Source organism: Chryseobacterium sp., from assembly GCF_019236175.1.
Lineage (GTDB): Bacteria > Bacteroidota > Bacteroidia > Flavobacteriales > Weeksellaceae > Chryseobacterium.
Genome location: NZ_JAFAJM010000003.1, coordinates 90,781 through 111,270 on the forward strand (window position 1 = coordinate 90,781; position 20,490 = coordinate 111,270).

Below are 20,490 nucleotides of genomic sequence, written 5' to 3' on the forward strand. Positions count from 1 at the left end.
TTAACATACGAATTGTTTTTTAGGCATAGAGATTGTTTATTTATATACTAAATACCTAAATATTTTATTATGAATAATTCAGATTACAACAAAGCAGAAAAAGCAGTGAATGAGACGGAGAAAACGTTAAAAAATGCGGCTAATGATGCGAAATGGAAGGTTAGTGATTTAGCCGATAAAGCGAAAGACTATATCAATGAAAAAAGAAATAACGATCAGGAAGCAACCCAGGAAGACTGGCTGGAAAGAGTAAAGTCCAACATATCTGATGCTTGGGAAGATATAAAGGACAAAGCAGATGATGCTTGGGAAAAAACAAAAGATGCTGCTGAAGATGTAAAAGCAGAATGGAAAAAAAAGACTAATTAATTAGTGAGATATAAATGGCTGGAAATCAAAAGTTCCAGCCATTGTTTTTAGCTAAACATTCTTAAAATAAGTATACGTTATTAAATTTAAATAAGGTATATTTATATACTATTTTATTGAATGTGTTCAGATATAGGTTAACCTAATTCTATAAAGGACATAATAGGATCACTTTATTCTTCATTATCTTTTCCTTTATTGATCTCTTCTACAAGTTTTGAATTAAAAGCAGGAAGATCTTTAGGAGTTCTGCTGGTTACAAGTCCGGCATCGACTACAACTTCAGCATCTTTCCAGTGGGCACCTGCATTTTTTAGATCCTGACTGATGGAGTTAACAGAGGTTAAATCTCTGCCTTCAACCAGCCCGGCGTTTATTAATACTTGAGGACCATGGCAGATAGCACCCACAGGTTTATGTTGAGCAAAAAAATCTTTGACAAAGGATATTGCTTTTTCATTGGTTCTTAGCTGATCGGGATTAATAACACCTCCCGGCAGTACTAGCGCATCATAATCTGATGCCCGTGCATTGTCTAAAGTCTGATCTACCGGATATTCTTTTCCCCAGTCTTTTTCTGCCCACGCTCTAATACTTCCGTTTTCAGGACTTACTATATGGGCGGTCCATCCCTGGCGCTCCAGGTACTCTTTGGGTGAACTCAATTCGCTTTCTTCAAAGCCGTGGGTAGCCAGTATGGCGATTTTTTTTGACATAATTATATTTTTGTGTTGATAAAATTAATTGTATGGCTGAATCTTCATGCATTGATAAAGCTGCCGATCATTACAAAAAAAATTCCGCTTCATCTGGGAAGCGGAGTTTTCTTTACTTCTTTATTTCTTCAAGATTTTGAAATTTATCATGAGAAGTTTTCAGCTGGTGAAGCTGCTGAAGTACGACCTGTGAACTTTGCGGGCAAAGGTCGCCGCTTTCTAATGCCTTTTCATAAGCATCAATAGCCGCCTTTTCTCCATAGACTACATTTCCTAATGTTGCATTGGCGCTGTCTCCTGCAAAAGAATTTTTAATATCAATCCAGGCTCTGTGGATGGCTCCAGCAGTAGATCCGGATTGTTCCGGTGTGCCTCCTCTCTCGGTAATCAGATGAGTCAGTTCGTTTTTCATAGTGTGTGACTGTGATACCATGGTATCATAATCAGCTCTTAATTGAGGATATTGATCCCATACCTTGTCTTCAACTTTAGAAAACCCCTGAATTCTGTCGTTTGTAATGTTCAGTAAATCATTTAATACTGAAACTGTTTTTTCGTTGTTCATACTTTTATATTTTTAAAATGGTAGTATTTACTTTACAAGTGTTATGCCTTAAACAGGCTATTTGATAAGATGTGGTATTTAAAAAAGTCTTAAAATTCTAAAGAGATAATTATAAGTTTCTTTCAACTCCTTATAGAATAACAACTTCAGGCAAGTGTCCCGAGTTCTGGAACTGAAATGCCCCTGTATAGAATGATCTGTTTTAAAAACAGAACCTTAATTTGTAAATGTGAATTATCTAAAAATGGTCTGTAATATTTTTATTCACATAAAATTTGTTGATTATCAGTGGTTTATTGTTAGTTGTTTTTGGGGGGAATTTCTCCTTTCATCAAAAAGGCAGCATTCTTGTATAGTACAATGAACACTAAAAAATTATTATTATGAGAAGTATTCTTTGGCTGATTGCCGTTATTTGTATTATTACATGGATTTTAGGAATGTTGGGGATTATTCCCGGGATGGATACCGGAAGCCTTATTCATGTATTGCTTGTTATCGCCATTATTGTCGTATTAATCAATATTATTTCCGGCAGAAAACCCTTAAACTGATCGGTTCAAAGTAGGTTTGATATAAGTTAACTTTGGTTTCCCTGCTAAAGAGGAAGCTAAAGTTTTAATAAACACACCAAAAAACTATGACTATTGCACCAGCACTATTTAATGATCTGATAAAAGATACTAGTGAAATAAAACGAATTACAGTTAAATATTCGAGGAAAGAAGAATATCAGGGGTTCTTAAAATTTTTCCAGCCTGAGCCTCTTGAAGCGGTATTGTCTCTACGGAAAGGAATCAGTATGGAGCATCGATTACATTATATTGATTTTGAAAAGGCGAAAGAAATAGTTTTCTATTTTTCTGATAAAAGAATATCTGCTCATACTGAAATACTAATTGATGATTCTCAGAATTAGAAGTTCTGATTCTTACGTAATTATTTCAACCGTATAAAAATCTTGACTTTATCCAATAATTTGAACAGATAATTTCAATTATAATTCTCAATCTCAGAAAAGAAAATAGATGAGCCCAATTGCAGCTGCGGTCATTAAGATAAGGGTGATACCACCTAAAATATTTGACAGTTTCGAATTGGTGTACTCTTTCATTATCTTTTTATTGTTACCGATATGCATGATGACTGCTATCATTACAGGAGCTGTCAGTCCATAAACTATTGCGGTATACAAGAGTGCCTTGATAGGGCTTACATCAAAAAAATCAAGGGATAGGCCCACCAGTAATGAGATGATTATAGATCCGTAAAGAGGCTTTGCCTGAGAAAATTTCTTGTCCAGCCCGGCTTTCCATCCAAAGGTTTCTGCCAGCATATAAGACTGGGAACCGGCCAAGACAGGGATGGCCAGGAGGCCGGTTCCCAATACACCGGTAGCAAAAATAAAATAAGTGAGTTTTCCGGCAAGGGGTTCAAGTGCCTGGGCGGCTTGGTCAACGGTATTGATCTGATGTATTCCACCATTAAATAGTACTGTTCCTGTCGTCAGAATCATAAAAAACATGACCAGATTAGAAAGCAGCATTCCCAGGTTTACGTCTGTTTTCATTTCGCTCAGAATCTTTTTATCTACAACCAATACTCCTTTATGGGCTTGATCTTCGGCTTCCATAGTGGTCTGCCAGAAAAAAAGATAGGGTGAAATCGTTGTTCCGAGAATGGCTACTATAATGGAAAGAAAGTCTTTATCAAATTTTAAAGTAGGGATAAAAGTATTTTTTGCAACCAAAAGCCAGTCCTGTCCAACCATAAAAGGAACAATGATATAAAGCAGAAGACTGAGACACAGCCATTTTAAGATCATAGCTATTTTTTGATAGGGGTATCTGATAATGATAAAAAGGAGTAATGCTGTGATGATAACACAAAAAACAGATACAGGCAACGCGGGATATATCATATGGGCGACCGCTCCCATGCCCTGAATATCAGCACCAATATTTAAGGTGATTGCAGGAAAACTAAAGAGAAGCATGCCATACAGTAGTGGTTTTGAATAATGCTGTTTAAGTGTTACGGTTAGCCCCTGTGAAGTTATCAGCCCAATTCTTGCACACATTCCCTGTATAGCGGCCATAAGTGGAAAAGTTAATACGGCGGTCCAAAGTGTGGAAAGCCCAAACTGAGCTCCTGCCTGCGAATAGGTGGCGATACCTGACGGATCATCATCACTTGCTCCGGTAATCAGACCGGGGCCCAGTTTTTTAAAAAAACTAATGATCTTTAGATGATCTTTCTTCTTTTTTAACATGGAAGTCTAATGCTAATTGTTAATTATATTAAAGTTAATGAAAATTTAGATCTTTTATTCTGTCATTTTCGGTTTTTAAAATTATATAGTATAAAACGACAACCCGGATTCAAACGTTTGTATATGTAATAATTAATGAGTTTGATTTACAAAAAAACCACATTTTTCTGTAACAGGATATAAATTTGTAAATTTAGCTGTAACAATTAATATGTTATGAAGGAGCCTATTTATGTGACTTTTGCCAGTAAGATCGAAGAAATGATTACATCAGGTATTTATAAGCCGGGTGATAAACTGCCTTCGCTCCGAAGCCTGCATAAGAAAAAAGGACTGAGCGTTGGAACCATCTTACAGTCATTCAATTATTTGATAGATAAAGGACTATTGGTTTCCCATGAAAAATCGGGATATTTTGTAAATAATAAAGTTGAGAAAAAGTTATTACCTCCGGCAACAATGCCATTACATGTTTCTTCAAGAAGCATCCATATAGATAAATTGTTGCGGCAATTGCCGCTTGAAGGTTCAGGTAAGAATTTTGTATCCTTTACAAATGCCGTTCCCGATAACAGATTACTTCCTTACAATACACTTAAGCGTGCAATTCAGGAGACTTCAAGAGATGTAACGGGAAGTTATCTCGGCTTGGAAAATCGAAATGGGAATACGATATTACGGGAAGAAATTGCAAAAAGGTCGTGGCATTGGACAGGAAATACGCATGCAGGTGAAGTCATCATTACAAATGGAGCATTAGAATCCATACTGTGCTGTTTGAGAGCCGTTACCAATCCCGGTGATACAGTGCTTGTACAGGATCCCTGTTTCTTTGGAATCATGCAGGTAATAGAATGTCTGCATCTCAATATTGCAACCATTCCATCAGATCCGCTTACCGGGATCCGTGTTGAAGACATAAAGAAAGTCTGCGAAGAGCTGCCGGTTAAAGCCTGTGTCATCGTCAGCAACTTTAATAATCCTGACAATGCAAGTATAAGCACATCAGATAAAAAGGCAATTGCTTCTTTGGCTGATGATCTCCAGCTTCCTGTTATAGAGGATGACCTTTATGGAGAACTTTATTTTAAAGGAAAACGCCCGGACACCATCAAATCATATGATAATAACGGATGGGTGATGTATTGCAGCTCTTTTACAAAAACACTTGCCCCGGGCTTCCGAATTGGCTGGTGTTCTGCAGGACGGTTTAGCTATGAAGTATCACGGGTAAAATCAATGCTCAACCATTCTACCAATAATATGGGCCAGTGTGTAATAGTACAGTTGTTACAATCAGGAGGTTTTGACAGGCATCTTCGGAAATTCAGGACGGAAATGCAGAAGAATGCTCATCACTTTATTTCAATAATAGAACAATATTTTCCGGAAGGAACTAAGCTTACCTATCCCGAAGGAGGTGTCTATCTTTGGGTAGAACTTCCCGGTCAGATCAATACATCCGATTTTCTTGCCATTGCATTTGAACATAACATTTCCTATGCTCCGGGTGAAATATTTTCTTCCAAAGGAGATTATACAAACTGTCTGCGGTTGAGCTATTCCAGCTTGTGGGAGACAAAAGTTGAAGAAGCATTGATAAGATTGGGAGAGCTATTCTCAAAACCTCCTTTACAAAAGTAGTTTAAAACTTTTCATTCATTTTTACAATCAATCTGTTACATGAAAGTATTCAGATTCTGTATCTGTTATAATAAAGCTTTCTGTATTACCTTTGATATATCATATCCCGAAGCATAATAATATAGAAAAGAACTGGTCATATGAGAAAGATAATATGGATATTCCTGATGGGAATACCAGCTTTTACAGCTCTTCAGGCTCAGAATCGTGTGAATTCAAATAAAACAAAACAGATTAATTCAGAAATAATGGAAAATCAAAAATCAACGACAACATTTCCTGTAACTCCGGGATTACAAAACAAAATCAGAATTGCTTATATTGACGAACCGCCATTTTATTGGACTGATGAAAACGGAAAGGTGAAAGGAGCGGATATTGAGCTTGCCGAAGTGATTTTACAGGCCATTGGGATAACGAATATCGTGTACGAACATACTACATTTGAACAATTATTACCAGGAGTACAGACGGGCCGCTGGGATATGAATGTTCCGATTTTCGTAACTCCTGAACGTTCAGAAGATGTAGCATTCAGCATTCCTGTTTGGGCGCTTGGAGACGGTTTCGTTGTTCTTCAGGGCAACCCGAAACAACTGACAGATTATAAAGCAGTAGCCTTACGTGCTGACGCCAGACTGGGTATTATACCGGGACAGGTACAGCTTCAAAGAGCTAAAGCCGCAGGGGTAACAGATCATCAGATTATTTTTCTGAAAGATCAGCATGAGGCCGTAGAAGCTTTACTTAGCGGAAGAATTGATGCATTTGCTGCTACAGCTCTTGGTAATCATTCTATTGCCCAAGCAAACCCGGGACTGGAATCTGTGGCGCATAAAATCGGTAAGGATGAAAAGGTAACAGTAGGGGGATTTTCATTCAGTAAAAATAATCCCGAACTGCTGAAGGCTGTGAATGAACAACTGCATCAGTTCCTGGGAACTCCGGAACATCGTGAAAAGATGGCAAAGTATGGAATTACAGCAACCGAAATCGATGAAGTAGCAGATGCAAAATGATCAGGAAGGTTATATTGATTCTAATTTTTTTCTCAAACTTTATGGCGATGCAGGCACAACAATTAACAAAAGGAGAGATCCGGTATAATGATATTTCTTCTTTCGGATATTCCCAATATGTTGAAATCGATTTAGGGACGTCTAAAATGCTCATCCTGTCCGGACAACTTGCTTTGGATGCAGAAGGTAACACTGTTGGCTTGAATAATTTTGAACATCAGGCCGAATTTATTTTCTCAACTATTGAAAAAATATTGAGAAGGGCCGGCGGAGATATGGGAAATATTGTAAAGCTTAATAACTATTTTTCGGATATTTCCAATCTTCCTAAATATAGAACCATCAGGAACCGCTATATTGATACAACAAAGCCACCTGCACAAACATCCGTTGAGGTAAAGCAACTTTTCAGAAAAGATGTTATGCTGGAAGTAGAAGTAACTGCAGTGATTCCTTATCAAAATAATAAAGAGCATTAAATGGAAATCCAGAATAGTATAGCAGAAGATATAGATGAAATATTCAGATTATATCGTGGGGCTACAGCCTATATGAAATTAAAAGGACAGGTTTGCTGGCCTGAATTTTCAAGGGATTTGATCATGCAGGAAATTTCAGAAAGAAGACAGTGCAAAATTACCGTTGAAGATAAAATTGCCTGCATTTGGGCCGTTGCGTTTGATGATCCACAGATATGGCAGGAACGCAATGCAGATCCGGCTGTTTATATCCACAGAATTGCCGGTAATCCTGAATTTAAAGGAATGAATTTAGTGAAACGGATCGCAGATTGGGCAAAACAATATGCATTAGAAAATGATAAAGTCTTTGTTCGCATGGATACTGTCGGAAATAATACCGGCCTTATTTCCTATTATTCCAAATGTGGATTTGAATTTTTAGGTTTATCAGAACTAAAAAATACAGAAGGCCTTCCTGCCCATTATAACAAGGCAACCGTAAGTTTGTTTGAAATAAAGCTATAAGATTGAAACCCAAATAACATAGAATAGATGAAAATTTTTGTTTGATCTTATGATAAATTGATATAAAGCCATTCTCATAGAATGGCTTTATTATTTAAAGAAGCCGGGTGACAAAATAATAATCTCGATATATCTTGACTTTATTGTTTAAATTTAAACCATCAAAAAACGGATCAATATGCACGGAGCAGATATTTTAAAAGAGTATATTTCCAGGACAGCAGTGCTGACTGATGATGAATTTGAATATGTTCTGTCGCATTTCAAGCCTCTTTCATTCAAAAAAGGCCAGGTGATCATAAGCGAGGGAGATGATGTAGAACATGAATATTTTGTAATCGCCGGATGCCTGAAGTCTTTTTATATCAATGATGAGGTAAAAATGTATATCCTCCAATTCTCCATGCCAACATGGTGGGCATCAGATTTTGAAGCGCTGTATGGTAAGACAAAGGCCAAGATAAACATAGACTGTATTACCGATGCCGAAGTGCTGCAGTTATCCAATACCGACAGAGAAAAATTATGCAGGGAGATTCATCAGATGGAGCATTTCTTTCGTTGGCGTACCAACAGAGGCTATGTTGCTTCTCAGAAGAGATTGCTTTCTTTGATGAATAATGATACCAAAACCCGCTACGAAGAACTCCTTAAAATGTATCCTCAACTTTACAGTCTTGTTCCAAAGCATTTGATAGCCTCTTACCTTGGTGTTTCCAGGGAAACATTGAGTCGTCTTTACCAGTCAGACAAAAAGTGATGTAGATCACCTAACTTCCCCGTCAACTCATGGTTACTTTGTATTGGAAATTTAAAACAATTTAAATACAAAGCAATGAGAACACAAAAATTCAACGTCGCAGTTGCACAGAGCAACATTGAATGGGTAGGCAGAAAAGTAACCGGAGCCCATAACGGAACTATTAATCTTAAAGAGGGTGAACTTATTGTATCGGATGGACAGCTTGCTGGCGGAAAGTTCATCGTAGATACTGCTTCTATTACAATTTTAGACATTACTGATCCTGAAACCAATGCACAATTTGCAGGACATTTGGCTTCAGATGATTTTTTCAGTATTGATCGTTATCCTGAATCATATTTTGAGATTTCTAAAGTCAGCAACAATCATGTTGAAGGCAGCCTTACCATCAAAGGAATTACGAATCCTGTTGGGTTTGATATGACCGTAGCAGTTAATGATAACACTCTGACCGCTTCAGGTAAGATGATCGTTGACCGTACGCAATTTGGAATTAAATTCCGTTCAGGAAACTTCTTTCAGAACTTGGGAGATACCCTTATTTACAATGATTTTGAACTTAATGTATCGTTAACTGCGAAATTGGTAACAGAACCGGTTTCAGCATAAAACAGTTGCCATGCCATACGTAAAGATTGAGCTGACCCGCGAAGGGGTTACCCGCGAGCAGAAACAAAAACTGATAAAAGGGATTACGGATCTTCTAACCAATGTATTGAATAAAGATCCTCATCTTACTCACGTTGTGATACAGGAAATAGAACTGGATGATTGGGGATATGCAGGAGACCAGGTATCAGTCTTACGTGAAAAGGGAATAACAGCTACAAAAAAAATAAAACAATGAAAAAACATACTGTAATCGTAACAGGAGCTTCTTCCGGTATTGGTGAAGCAGTCGCAAAATATTTTCTGGATAAAGGTGACAATGTTGTCATCAACTCAACAACACCGGAAAAATTAGAAAAAGTATATCAAAAGTTAGGAGCAGGAGAACATCTTGCAATGGTCGTAGGCAATGTAAAAGATAAAAAGACTGGCGAGGAGCTGGTATCTGTTGCTTTAGACAGGTTCGGAAGTGTGGATGTATTGGTAAATAACGCAGGGATTTTTGAAAACAAACCGTTTCTGGAGGTCGATGAATCTTATTTAGACCGCTTTTTAAATACCAATTTAAAAGGCACTTTCTTTACAACGCAGGCCGTTATCTCACAAATGTTGAAACAACATAGTGGTGCAGTTATCAATATCGGGACTCCGCTGGTAAATACCGGACTAGGAGGTGCTCCGGCGGCGGCTCCTATTGCAAGTAAAGGAGCAATACATGCGATTACTGTTCAATTGGCCGCAGAATTTGGAAAACAGAACATACGTATTAATACGATTGCTCCCGGTGTGATCAGAACTCCTATGCATGGTGATTATAGCGATAAAATGGCAGGTCTGCATCTGCTTAACCGGGTAGGTGAAGTTGAAAATATAGCAGAAATGGTATATACCGTGGCTAAAAACAACTTTATCAGCGGTGCCATCATCAATGTAGATGGAGGCATGGGAGCCGGATATCACCTGCATTAACATGAAAACAATATTTTTAACCGCTTTACTATCCTTCTTATGGTGGGGTAGTAAAGCACAAAATCAAATCAAGATGGAAACACAAACCACTCAGCAAAGAGATGTACACTTGATATCTCAGCTATTGGAAAATATTTATTTTAAAGGAATCTTTGAAGGAGATACCGCTTTGTTAAGCACCGTTTATCATCCTGCTACATTACTTTTTGGAGATGTAAAAGGGCAACCTTACGCTAAAAATCTGAAAGACTATCTTGAGGGTGTCAAAAACCGTCAGAGCCCCAAAGATTCAGGGAACCCCTTCAAAGGAGAGATTCTTTCTGTAAAAGCAGTTAATTCAATAGCATACGCAGAGGTGAAAGTAACAATGTATGATTTTATCTATCAGGAATTCTTATCTTTTCATAGAATTGATGGGAAATGGCTGTTGGTAAATAAGATGATCTCAGACATAGCAGATGAGACTGGAGAAAGCTTTAAAAAAGAGCAAAATCCAAAAACATCTCTTATGGCGACAATGACTATTCTGCCGGGTTTTGAAAATCAGGTGAAAAAGGGATTGGATATAATGGAAAATGAAAGTAATAAAGAAACCGGATGTCAGCAATTTGTGGTAACCTTTCAGAAAGATTCACCGCAGAAAGTAATTGTATATGAGGTGTATGATGATGACAAAGCGTTTGAACTGCATAAAAATGCAGGCTATTCCAGGGATTTCTTTGAATTGGTAAAAGGTAAAATTGAAGATGACAAGATTGAAGTTGTGTATCTTACAGAATTAACACCTGTTTTATAAAGTATAAGCCTATGTGGAACAGAACGAGAGTAACTGAATTATTGAGAATTGAGTATCCTATTTTACAAGGCCCATTTGGTGGAAACCTGTCGTCAGTAGAATTAACGGCACTGGTTTCAAATGCCGGGGGGCTGGGTGGATATGGACTTTATACAAATACTCCACAGGAAATTGTTGAAATAAACAATAAGATAAAACTTGCTACCGATAAACCTTATAATCTGAATTTATGGGTTTCGGATCACGATATTCCTGATGAAGGAGTTTCTGATGAACTTTACGATCGGACTGTCAAAATATTCAAACCCTATTTTGAAGAACTTGCAATTGATCTGCCTCCGAAACCGTCTCCTTTTCAATCCCGTTTTGAAAATCAAATGCAGGCAATACTGGATATTCGGCCTAAAGTATTCAGTTATATGTTTGGGATCTTATCAGAAGATATTGTAGAACAATGCAGAAAAAAAGGAATTACGACAATTGGTGTTGCAACTACTCTGGAAGAAGCATTAGCGTTGGAAGCTTCAGGAACAGATATGATTGTAGCTTCCGGTTTTGAGGCAGGAGGACATCGTCCGTCATTTTTAAATACAGCAGAAGATTCAGTCACAGGAACTTTTGTATTGCTCCAGTTGATTCGGGAGAAAGTGAAAATACCGGTAATCGCTGCGGGTGGTATTGCAACAGGAAAGGGTATTGCAGCTGCTTTTGCTTTAGGAGCAGATGCGGCACAGATCGGTACAGCGTTTTTCGCCTGTCAGGAGTCAGATGCTCTCCCCATTCATCGACAGATGTTGTTCTCAGAGAAAGCGCAGCATACAGTGCTTACGCGTTCCTATACCGGTAGATTGGGAAGAGGTATCAGCAATAGAATTACCAGGGAATTATCGGGAAAAGAAAAAGAGTTTCTGCCTTTCCCATTGCAATCTCAATTCATGTCTACTTTACGAAAAGCTGCTATAGAAAAAGAGAAATGGGACATGGTTCTGTTTTGGGGAGGACAGATAGCACCCAACTTAAAACATACAAAAGCAGGTGAATTGATGGCATCTTTGATAGAGGAAACCAACAGGTTTTATGGGGAAATATAAGACCTGTAAAAGAATGATCTTCTATGTGATATTCCATTTATTGCTTAATTCAAACTGAACGATAAGTTCATCTGAAAGCTGACTTTCATTAAAAATCATTGATCTACATCATCATTTTTTTGTATCAATTGTCATCGTTTTTCCTGTTCCCATGATGTCATCTTTGTATCATAATTTAAAACAAAGAAAGTCATGGAAAAACAAATCAATTTTGCCATACAGGGCCACAGAGCAGATGTAGGCGAATATATTATTTACCGTTTATTACCTAATCGATTCGTGGATGCGGTAGGACCATTTGTATTTTTAGATCATGCAGCACCTATCATACATGAACCGGATGAACCTTTAAAGAAAGTTGATGGAAGTGGAGCGCACCCACACAGGGGTATTGCCACATTAACTTATGTATTAAGTGGTGAAGCAGATCATTTTGACAGCGCAGGACATCATCAGAAAGTATATTCTGGTGGCGCTCAATGGATGAAGGCCGGAACAGGAATCATTCATGATGAATCTATGAATCCCGATCCGGGAACCAACGATCATACCACTCATGCATTGCAGTTTTGGGTAAACCTTCCCGGAAAGAACAAAGCTGAACAGCCGGAATATGTTCCGGTACAGGCCAATGAAGTCCCTCAGATGAATTTAGCCAATGAAAGCGGATGGATGAAAGTGATTTCAGGAGAATACGGAGCAATGAAATCCCGGATTCCTACTTATCTGAAACAGTTTATCTACCATGTTCATCTGGAAGCAGGAAAAGAATTTGCTCTTGATATTGAAGAGGGAATGGAACTGGCGGTTTTTTTACCACTTAATAAAGCTGTGATTAATGAGAATCAGTATCCTGAAGGACAATTTCTTTATTTTGATCAGGAAGCAGGAAGTATCAAGATGAAAAGCCTTCCAGATACTCCATCAGACATTATTCTTTTTGGAGGAATGCATTATCATGAACCCATAGTGGCTCAGGGACCTTTTGTAATGAATACCATGGAGGAAATAGGAGTTGCCTATAATGATTTCTATAAAGGAAAGTATGGTAAGATCAATTATAACGCAGAATAATCTTTCAATCAATCAAAACAATATGGAAACAATAACAGAAACACTGACCAAATGGGTTATTGATCCTATACACAGCCAGATCGGATTCAAGGTAAAACATTTGATGTTTACCAATGTAAGAGGGAAATTTGATGACTATAAAGCGAGCATTTCTACTATTGGGAACGATTTTACAACAGTCAGGATTGAAGTCCGTATAAACCCGGCGTCTGTCAATACTAATGATTTTCAGAGAGATGAGCATCTTAGAAGTGCTGATTTTTTTGATATAGAAAGTTGGAAAGACATAACGTTTACCAGTACTTCATATGAAAGAACAAAGAAGAACGAAAGTTATGGTTTGTTTGGCGACCTAACTATTAAAGGCATTACAAAACTCATCCGTCTGGAAATGGAATCCGGTGGAATTTTAAAAGACCCATGGGGTAAGGAAAAAGCAATATTTAATATCTTGGGAAGGATTAACAGAAAAGATTGGGGCCTGAACTGGAATGCTGCGCTGGAAGCTGGCGGAGTACTGGTGGGTGAAGATGTCTGGATCAATTGTGAAATTCAATTGACAAGAGAGTCCTAAACTAAAATTAGAGGTACAGATATGGTGTTCAAATGGAACCATATCTGTACTTTTAAAATCATCAGAAACTATTTCAAGGCTTCAAAAGAGAATATTTATATTTGTTATCCATCCAATTCCTGATAGATTATGCATGAATCACTGATTAATTATATTGAAAGGCATTCCACCCAGCCTATGTCACGGGAAGATATTGAACAGATCAAATCTGTCTTTCTTCCGAAAAAGATACGGAAGAAACAATATCTTTTACAGGAAGGTGAAGTTTGCAAATATGCTGCATTTATTGTCAAAGGTGCCATGAGGCAGTATAGCGTTGACGACAAGGGAGTAGAGCATGTGGTACAGCTATATCTTGAAGACTGGTGGGTAACCGATCGGGAAAGTTTTACCATGTTGACCCCTTCCGCCTTTAATATTGATGCCTGGGAAGATACTGAAGTATTGCTGATTTCCAAAGCTGATTCTGTAGAACTCATGAAAATTCCTGCTTTCAATGAGATGGGCAGAATTTTAGACGATAAACATTCTTTTTCCTCGCAGAAGAGAATCAATGCTTTTATCAGTCATTCGGCTGAGCAGCGCTATATTGATTTTTTAACGGCATATCCTGAGTTTTTGCAACGGTTTCCACAACATCTTGTAGCATCCTATCTGGGAATAACCAAGGAAACATTGAGCAGAATACGCGGACAAATTATTAGAAAATAATAGGACATATTCATCAATGATTTTATACCTTTCGGAAGTCATGAAGAGAATCATTAAAATTCCAGCTAAGCAAAATGCATCTGCAAAGGAGAATCATTTATCCTTTGAGGATTATTCTGTGATGGAGCAGCGCTTTCAGGGAAAAGAAGAAAAAGGCATGATGTATCTGGAGAGCCATGCTCTGCTCTTTGTATTGGAAGGAACGCTGATACTTACTTTTGGAGAACAGGAATATACAATTGGTAAAAATGAAATGACCCTGTTGAGAAAAGCAACCTGTATTCAGCATGAAAAACGAGGAAATCCTGAAAATGAAGGAAAGTATTGTGAAATGATGTTCAGCATTAGTGAAGATATGGTCAGTACTTTTTTAGCCACTACTGAGAAGGTCGTTCCAAAAGGTTCGGATGGCAAAGTCAGACCGGGTGTACATACTATGAGCGAATGTCTTATTACCTTTACAGAATCGTTAAGCGTTTATTTTAATGATAGCTCCGGCGTTTATTCCGGTCAGTTGAGGCTGAAAATGTCAGAAATGCTGTATCATTTGGGAATAGGAAATAACGGATTGTTTCAGGAATTATTACAGCTTCGCAGACCGGCAAAAACAAACATAGGCCATGTGATGGAACAGCATTATACTTCTCCGGTTTCACTTGAGGACATTGCTTACCTGTCGGGAAGAAGTCTTTCCAGTTTCAAAAGAGATTTCAAGGCAGTTTATAATATGACTCCGGCCATCTGGATCAGGAAAAAAAGATTAGATAAAGCAAAAGAAATGCTTGAAACGACCCAATTACCCATCGCCGAAATCTGCTTTTCCCTAGGCTTTGAAAACATTTCCCATTTTTCCAGAGTTTTTAAAGACCATCACGGAAATACACCTACCTTTTATCGTACTGCACTTTAGAATAATCTTTACTATTCTGTATTATCAAAAATGGTCTGTGTAGAACATTAAAATGAACTTTTTAGAAAAGTTGGTGTGCCTGATTGCCGGTATCTTTGCTATAGAAAGAATGATTAACAAATTTAAAAAATAAGGTATGGCATTATCAGATCAAAAAAATAACAACGTTCAGGATTATCAGGATATTATCACCGTTTTAGAAAACTATACCGAAGGGTTAAAATCAGGGAGTGTAGGACAGCTTCAGCTGTCTTTTCACAAAGATGCCATCATGTATGGTTATTGGGATGAATATCTTGTAGAAGGGGGAGTTTCTAATTTATATGATTCTGTAGCAAAACATGGAGCAGCATCTAATATTAAAACACATATTGATATCCTTCATACAACGGATCATATAGCCCTGGCCCGCATTATGTATGAAAAGAATGCTGCGGGAAAAGATGGTATGGATTATCATGCTTTGATTAAGGTAGAAGGAAAATGGAAGGTTATTTCCAAACTATTCCAGACATTTTAAGATTAAAAAAAAATTATAAACAAAATGTTGCTGTTTTTTCAAAAGAGGAACGGCAATATTTTTGGTATGCAATTGTAATTCAGATACATAATGCAGTGCGTCTTCGGTTGTGCCATCTAACCAATGAATAGATTCCCGATGCGTATATTTAAACCCTGCCCGCTGGTTGACAGCTTCTGAAATAAGATTGCTTTCTCTATGGCTTGTTGTTAATCTTTTCAAATTTAAGTGAGAAGCACTTTGTATTCTGATACGATATAAAAGAGAAGACAGTCCTGATCCCCGATATTCTTTTTAAGGTAGGATTGGCCAAGATAAGCTTTGTATTTATTTGATCATAAAATACTTGTCATATCAATAGATTCGGTATTTTTAAAAAGAGCGAAACCAATCTCGAATATTTTACCCGTTCTTCCCATTCAGCGTCTGTAAGCTCAGTTTCAGCAGGTGTGCCGGATCTGAACATTGTTGGTTCCGCCTGAATGGCTTCCAGTCGCATGATTTATAAAGAGCAGGTTCGGCATCACTAAGCTGCCTGATACTGAATTCTCCTTCACGTATTTGTAAGAGTTCTTTTGACTTAATATAATCAGTTAAAAAAAAACTGACTGGTTTGACATGAGTTTTCTTGTACTGCACAATTTATGTCCGAGAATGTGAAAATAGACAATGGAATAACCATTAAATATCAGTTTTAGCTATCAGTTCATCCTTAAAAGCAGCTAGTTTTAGGTGATTCGAAATATCCAATATTTAGGTGTTAAATCATATTACTTTCCGATACAGAACTTAGAAAAAATATTTCCCAGGACTTCATCGTTAGTAACTTCACCGGATATTTCACCCAGATGTTCAAGGGCATTTCTCAATTCGTAGGCCAGTAGTTCTGTGGAGATCCTGAAGGAGATGGCTTCTTTTACTTTATGTACGGCATCTGACGATTTCTTCAGGGCTTCAAAGTGACGCTGATTGGTAATAACGACGTTGTTTTCTTCAGACTGTAAATGTTCAACGTAAGAGGATAATTCGTTTTTAAGATCCTGGATATTTTGATTTTCAACAGCTGAAATTTTGAGGAAATCAAATTCATGAGAAATTGCATTTCTGAAAATATCTTCAACGGTTTCATACTTCGTAGGGGTAACTTCATCAATTTTTGTTGCGCAGATGATGAGTTTCAGATCGTCTCTTAATAAAGACCGGATCATCTCAATATCTTCTGAAAAATCTTCGGTAGCAGCGTCGGCAAGATAAACCAGAATATTGGCGTTCTCTACTTTTTCTTTCGCTTTTTTTACTCCGATGGCTTCAATTTCGTCCATTGTTTCCCGAAGTCCGGCAGTATCAATCAGTCGGAAAGCGTGGCCTTTGATATGAAGTACTTCTTCGATGGTATCACGGGTGGTTCCTGCAATATTGCTTACAATAGCTCTTTCTTCTTTCAACAGGGAGTTGAGTAGGGTAGATTTACCGGCATTCGGTTTCCCGATGATGGCAACGGCTGTTCCGTTTTTGATGGCGTTTCCGTACTGGAAGCTTTCGATCAGAGAATTTAATTTGAGCTCAATTTTATCCAGCAAACCGCTTAATGCAGTTCTGTCAGCAAATTCCACGTCTTCTTCTGCGAAATCCAGCTCCAGCTCAATCAGGGAAACGAAATTCAGAAGATCTGTTCTTAAAAAAGAAATTTCGTTGGTAATTCCTCCTTTTAACTGATTAATAGCTACTTTTCTGGAGGCTTCATTTTCAGAGGCAATAACATCTGCAATCGCTTCGGCTTGTGAAAGGTCAATTCTTCCGTTGATGAATGCGCGAAGAGTGAATTCTCCGGCTTTAGCCATTCTAGCTCCGTTTTTGATCAAAGCTTCAAGAATACGTTTTCCAATGTGGGGTGAACCGTGGAATGCGATCTCTACAGAATTCTCTGTAGTGAAACTTTTCGGAGCCAGGAAAATAGACAGCATAATCTCATCAATTGCCTCTTCATCATCCATAAAATAACCGTAATGAATGGTGTGGGATTTTTGTTTTTCCAGTTTTTTGGCAGGAAAACTTTTCTGAACTATGGGTAATGCTTCGCTTCCTGAAACTCTGATAATGCCTAAAGCGCCTATTCCGTTGGCTGTAGCCAGTGCACAAATGGTATCGTTATTCATGGTGCAAATTTACGGTTTTTAAAGCAAATTTCTATGGAGATGTATTATTCAGATTATCTATTGTTTTATTGGAGGAAGATGGTCTGTCGATAATCTGTAAAAATGGAGTTGTATTTCAATATTGTAAGTCATTATATTGTTAATGAGAATTATATCCTATAAAAAAATCTTACTTATTTATTTTTTCACCAGAATGTTCGGAAAAAAATAATATTGAAATTTTAAATAATATAAAAAGCTTTCATAAATAGATGTAACTTTCAATCTAATGTGCTGCGGTAAAGTATATTATGCGAAGTGGTGAATTCATTGTAAAATAATAACTCTAAATAGGATCAAATATAGAGCTGGTATTATTTAATGTTGAAAATAAGTTTGGTATATTAATTGTTCATTAGGCCGTCGATGATATCAAAATAATAAATATTTGTTATTTAATTACAAATAAATTATTAATAACTGTTAAATCAATATAAAAATACATGAATAAATTATTTTTTTTTAACATTAATAAGAAGGTATTTTTCTTTTTAATGGTAGCCTTTTGTACAGTGATAAAAGCGCAGTGCATCCCTTACACAGGACAGGTCATGACTACCGGAAATACTTACTGTCTTAACGGGAATCTTAGTGTCGGAACGACGATTGATATTCCTTTCGGGGCAACTCTTGTTATTCAGTCGGGGCAGTTACAGTCGGTCAATATCGGAGTAAACGGAATTCTGGATATTGGTGACGGAGCGAGTGTACGGTCTACGGGGTCAATTACCATCGGGACATTTGGATCCCAGCAGAATTCAAAGGTTAAATTAGGTACCAAATCATTCTTATCGCTTACGGGATCTGTTTCCCAGGGAGATCCTACTTTTATGGGGGCATTTCCGGGGACTACCTCCACAATTGATATGGGGACAAGCAGTGTGGTTGAAATATGTGGTACATTCAGCCAGCAGTCAACCACTTATCCTTCTGTCAACTATGTCGGGCTTCCTACAGGTAAGGCATATTGTATTGCCAAAGCAGATGTGAGTGGAGGAGGTCCGGGATCGGTAATCAGTAATGATAGCCAGATTGTAGCCATTGCTATGGGACCGGTGAGTGCGCTGGGTGCAGGAGGATCAAGTTTCTGCGGACCTAATGCAACATCCGCTACATGTCCTTCTTTATGGCCGGAAGGTTTATCCAATGATAAATCAAGTTGTGGGAATGCTCCTACAATCATTGATGATATGGATGGAGTCTGTACAAAACCTGGAACTTCGGGAACTCCTGACGGATATACTAAGCTAGGGATTACTATTCAGCAAAAAAGTGCTTCATGGCCGGAAAATATTCCCAATGGATTTATGGCTATGGAAGCTAAAGATAAAGGTTTTGTAATTACAAGAGTAGCACACGTAAGTCAGACACCGCAGCCAGGCGATGCAATTGCAGATCCGAAAGAAGGGATGCTTCTTTATGATATTCAGGATAAATGTGTAAAGCTTTATAATGGTACAGAATGGAAATGTGTTCAAAAAAGCTGTAATGACTAACCCCCGATTAATAAATTACTATGAAAAATATAAAAAATATCAGTATTGCTGCTGCCTTTGTTGTTTCTAATTCGATTTTTGCTCAAGTAGCGATTGAGAAACAGACGGTGGACGGAAATAGTACTGTTTTGGATTTTAACAATATCACCGGAAATACAAAAGGATTAATCCTTCCTGCAACTTCAGGACTTCCTACGGGAGCTTTGGTAAACGGAACATTTGTTTTTGATGTTACGGATAATAAAGTGAAGGTATATGAAAATGATGTTTGGAAAGATTTATCAGACCCGGGAAGTTCAGCTGCTGTTGTAGTTAACAATACGGCTGAAACCGGCAAAGGTGTGATTATCGGTGCCTCATCCAGTACGGCAGATGGAGTGCTTGTGTTGGAAGCTCAGGATAAAGCAATGATCCTTCCGAAAATCACAACGCCACACGTGAATGTAAAAAATCCTTATCCGGGGATGATATGCTATGATACTACAAGCAAGACGCTGGCTATATTTGACGGAACGGTATGGAATTACTGGAAATAAATATCCGGAAGAAACCCTGAATTATAAAGTAAAGCAGTTGTATAGAGTGTTGTACAGCTGCTTTTATTATTTTACTGAATTCTGGTCTGTCAATCAGTCGCAAAATTAAAATTCTGATGAATAGCGGAGTTTAAAGAATCTGAGCACTTTCTTTAATACTGTTCATCACAAAAATACTTTTCGTCTGGCCTATCCCTTCGATTTCTGAAAGCTTATTGATGAAAAACTCATGAAACTCATCCATATTGGGAGCCAGGATTTTTAACATAAAATCAAAATCACCGCTGATATTATAAAATTCAACCACCTCTTTCAGTTTACCTACCTCTTCAATAAATTTACCCGCGGTTTTTTTGTTGTGAACATTCAGGGCGATCATACAAATGACCATCATTCCTTTATTCACTTTTTTCCGGTCTATCACAGCGGTGTATTCTTTAATAATTCCCAGTTTTTCCATGCGTTTAATACGCTCGTGGGTAGGAGTGGGGCTTAAGTTGATTCTTGTGGAGATATCACGGATACTCATTTTGGCATCTCTTTGAAGAAGCCTTAGAATAGATAGATCTTTTTCGTCCGGGGTGTAATTTTCTGTTGGCATTTGTTCTGTTTTTAAGGTTAAATTGTATTGTAACAGTTGTTTTGTTCTTTATTTTTGCTATTTAAAACTAATAT

26 protein-coding genes are annotated in these 20,490 nt (G+C 37.6%); 20 read left to right on the top strand and 6 right to left on the bottom strand.

Features of this window, described 5'->3' with window-relative positions:
• The first annotated feature begins 69 nt into the window (after positions 1 to 69).
• On the top strand, positions 70 to 369 hold the full coding sequence (locus tag JO178_RS01870; RefSeq protein WP_291930843.1) for a hypothetical protein: 300 nt from the start codon (positions 70 to 72) through the stop codon (positions 367 to 369).
• 173 nt (positions 370 to 542) lie between these two features.
• Here the strand turns inward: JO178_RS01870 and JO178_RS01875 are convergent, their stop codons facing one another.
• The gene (locus JO178_RS01875) at positions 543 to 1,085 is read right to left on the bottom strand and encodes a type 1 glutamine amidotransferase domain-containing protein (protein ID WP_291930845.1); all 543 of its coding nucleotides are present in this window, start codon (positions 1,083 to 1,085) and stop codon (positions 543 to 545) included.
• Positions 1,086 to 1,197: 112 nt separating this feature from the next.
• Positions 1,198 to 1,650 (bottom strand): PA2169 family four-helix-bundle protein, encoded by a 453-nt coding sequence (locus JO178_RS01880; RefSeq protein WP_291930847.1) that lies wholly within the window; start codon positions 1,648 to 1,650, stop codon positions 1,198 to 1,200.
• 383 nt (positions 1,651 to 2,033) lie between these two features.
• On the opposite strand from JO178_RS01880, the gene JO178_RS01885 reads away from it, so the two are divergent.
• Both JO178_RS01885 and JO178_RS01890 read left to right on the top strand, forming a co-directional pair.
• Entirely contained in the window at positions 2,034 to 2,204 is a 171-nt protein-coding gene (locus tag JO178_RS01885; protein ID WP_291930849.1) for a lmo0937 family membrane protein, read from the top strand.
• Positions 2,205 to 2,290: 86 nt separating this feature from the next.
• Entirely contained in the window at positions 2,291 to 2,569 is a 279-nt protein-coding gene (locus JO178_RS01890) for a hypothetical protein (protein WP_291930850.1), read from the top strand.
• 93 nt (positions 2,570 to 2,662) lie between these two features.
• Here JO178_RS01890 and JO178_RS01895 read toward each other — a convergent pair whose 3' ends face one another.
• Positions 2,663 to 3,922 carry a divalent metal cation transporter gene (locus JO178_RS01895; RefSeq protein WP_291930852.1) on the bottom strand — a complete coding sequence of 420 codons (1,260 nt, stop codon included), beginning with the start codon at positions 3,920 to 3,922 and terminating at the stop codon, positions 2,663 to 2,665.
• Positions 3,923 to 4,138: 216 nt separating this feature from the next.
• Here JO178_RS01895 and JO178_RS01900 point away from each other — a divergent pair, with 216 nt between their 5' ends.
• The 15 genes from JO178_RS01900 to JO178_RS01970 all read left to right on the top strand — a co-directional run bounded on the left by JO178_RS01900 (position 4,139) and on the right by JO178_RS01970 (position 15,588).
• On the top strand, positions 4,139 to 5,566 hold the full coding sequence (locus JO178_RS01900; RefSeq protein WP_291930854.1) for a PLP-dependent aminotransferase family protein: 1,428 nt from the start codon (positions 4,139 to 4,141) through the stop codon (positions 5,564 to 5,566).
• Positions 5,567 to 5,706: 140 nt separating this feature from the next.
• Positions 5,707 to 6,585 (top strand): transporter substrate-binding domain-containing protein, encoded by an 879-nt coding sequence (locus JO178_RS01905; RefSeq protein WP_291930856.1) that lies wholly within the window; start codon positions 5,707 to 5,709, stop codon positions 6,583 to 6,585.
• Between the two features lie 47 nt (positions 6,586 to 6,632).
• A complete protein-coding gene (locus tag JO178_RS01910; protein ID WP_291930858.1) occupies positions 6,633 to 7,064 on the top strand; it encodes a RidA family protein in 432 nt (143 codons plus the stop codon).
• Positions 7,065 to 7,571: a GNAT family N-acetyltransferase gene (locus JO178_RS01915; protein ID WP_291930860.1), complete on the top strand. Its 507-nt coding sequence runs from the start codon at positions 7,065 to 7,067 to the stop codon at positions 7,569 to 7,571.
• A gap of 178 nt (positions 7,572 to 7,749) precedes the next feature.
• Positions 7,750 to 8,331, top strand: a complete 582-nt coding sequence (locus JO178_RS01920; protein WP_291930862.1) for a Crp/Fnr family transcriptional regulator — start codon at positions 7,750 to 7,752, stop codon at positions 8,329 to 8,331.
• 75 nt (positions 8,332 to 8,406) lie between these two features.
• Complete coding sequence (locus JO178_RS01925) at positions 8,407 to 8,943, top strand: YceI family protein (protein WP_291930864.1); 537 nt, start codon at positions 8,407 to 8,409, stop codon at positions 8,941 to 8,943.
• A gap of 10 nt (positions 8,944 to 8,953) precedes the next feature.
• On the top strand, positions 8,954 to 9,181 hold the full coding sequence (locus JO178_RS01930) for a 4-oxalocrotonate tautomerase family protein (protein WP_291930866.1): 228 nt from the start codon (positions 8,954 to 8,956) through the stop codon (positions 9,179 to 9,181).
• Positions 9,178 to 9,912, top strand: coding sequence for an SDR family oxidoreductase (locus JO178_RS01935; protein ID WP_291930869.1), 735 nt, complete (start codon positions 9,178 to 9,180; stop codon positions 9,910 to 9,912). The genes JO178_RS01930 and JO178_RS01935 overlap by 4 nt, the downstream gene beginning before the upstream one ends.
• A 73-nt stretch (positions 9,913 to 9,985) precedes the next feature.
• Positions 9,986 to 10,708, top strand: a complete 723-nt coding sequence (locus JO178_RS01940) for a nuclear transport factor 2 family protein (RefSeq protein ID WP_291930871.1) — start codon at positions 9,986 to 9,988, stop codon at positions 10,706 to 10,708.
• Positions 10,709 to 10,719: 11 nt separating this feature from the next.
• A complete protein-coding gene (locus JO178_RS01945) occupies positions 10,720 to 11,799 on the top strand; it encodes a nitronate monooxygenase (RefSeq protein ID WP_291930873.1) in 1,080 nt (359 codons plus the stop codon).
• 192 nt (positions 11,800 to 11,991) lie between these two features.
• Positions 11,992 to 12,873 (top strand): pirin family protein, encoded by an 882-nt coding sequence (locus JO178_RS01950; RefSeq protein WP_291930875.1) that lies wholly within the window; start codon positions 11,992 to 11,994, stop codon positions 12,871 to 12,873.
• Positions 12,874 to 12,895: 22 nt separating this feature from the next.
• Positions 12,896 to 13,447, top strand: a complete 552-nt coding sequence (locus JO178_RS01955; RefSeq protein ID WP_291930877.1) for a YceI family protein — start codon at positions 12,896 to 12,898, stop codon at positions 13,445 to 13,447.
• A gap of 129 nt (positions 13,448 to 13,576) precedes the next feature.
• Positions 13,577 to 14,158 carry a Crp/Fnr family transcriptional regulator gene (locus JO178_RS01960; protein WP_291930879.1) on the top strand — a complete coding sequence of 194 codons (582 nt, stop codon included), beginning with the start codon at positions 13,577 to 13,579 and terminating at the stop codon, positions 14,156 to 14,158.
• Positions 14,159 to 14,174: 16 nt separating this feature from the next.
• Positions 14,175 to 15,068 (top strand): AraC family transcriptional regulator, encoded by an 894-nt coding sequence (locus tag JO178_RS01965; protein WP_291930881.1) that lies wholly within the window; start codon positions 14,175 to 14,177, stop codon positions 15,066 to 15,068.
• Positions 15,069 to 15,204: 136 nt separating this feature from the next.
• On the top strand, positions 15,205 to 15,588 hold the full coding sequence (locus JO178_RS01970) for a nuclear transport factor 2 family protein (RefSeq protein WP_291930883.1): 384 nt from the start codon (positions 15,205 to 15,207) through the stop codon (positions 15,586 to 15,588).
• Between the two features lie 402 nt (positions 15,589 to 15,990).
• Here JO178_RS01970 and JO178_RS01975 read toward each other — a convergent pair whose 3' ends face one another.
• Both JO178_RS01975 and mnmE read right to left on the bottom strand, forming a co-directional pair.
• The gene (locus JO178_RS01975; RefSeq protein ID WP_291930885.1) at positions 15,991 to 16,227 is read right to left on the bottom strand and encodes a hypothetical protein; all 237 of its coding nucleotides are present in this window, start codon (positions 16,225 to 16,227) and stop codon (positions 15,991 to 15,993) included.
• A 131-nt stretch (positions 16,228 to 16,358) separates the two neighbouring features.
• Entirely contained in the window at positions 16,359 to 17,744 is a 1,386-nt protein-coding gene (mnmE, locus tag JO178_RS01980; protein WP_291930888.1) for a tRNA uridine-5-carboxymethylaminomethyl(34) synthesis GTPase MnmE, read from the bottom strand.
• Positions 17,745 to 18,226: 482 nt separating this feature from the next.
• On the opposite strand from mnmE, the gene JO178_RS01985 reads away from it, so the two are divergent.
• Both JO178_RS01985 and JO178_RS01990 read left to right on the top strand, forming a co-directional pair.
• The gene (locus tag JO178_RS01985) at positions 18,227 to 19,279 is read left to right on the top strand and encodes a hypothetical protein (protein WP_291930890.1); all 1,053 of its coding nucleotides are present in this window, start codon (positions 18,227 to 18,229) and stop codon (positions 19,277 to 19,279) included.
• 20 nt (positions 19,280 to 19,299) lie between these two features.
• The gene (locus JO178_RS01990) at positions 19,300 to 19,815 is read left to right on the top strand and encodes a hypothetical protein (protein ID WP_291930893.1); all 516 of its coding nucleotides are present in this window, start codon (positions 19,300 to 19,302) and stop codon (positions 19,813 to 19,815) included.
• 130 nt (positions 19,816 to 19,945) lie between these two features.
• Here JO178_RS01990 and JO178_RS01995 read toward each other — a convergent pair whose 3' ends face one another.
• Positions 19,946 to 20,416: an Lrp/AsnC family transcriptional regulator gene (locus tag JO178_RS01995; protein WP_291930895.1), complete on the bottom strand. Its 471-nt coding sequence runs from the start codon at positions 20,414 to 20,416 to the stop codon at positions 19,946 to 19,948.
• Positions 20,417 to 20,490: the final 74 nt, after the last annotated feature.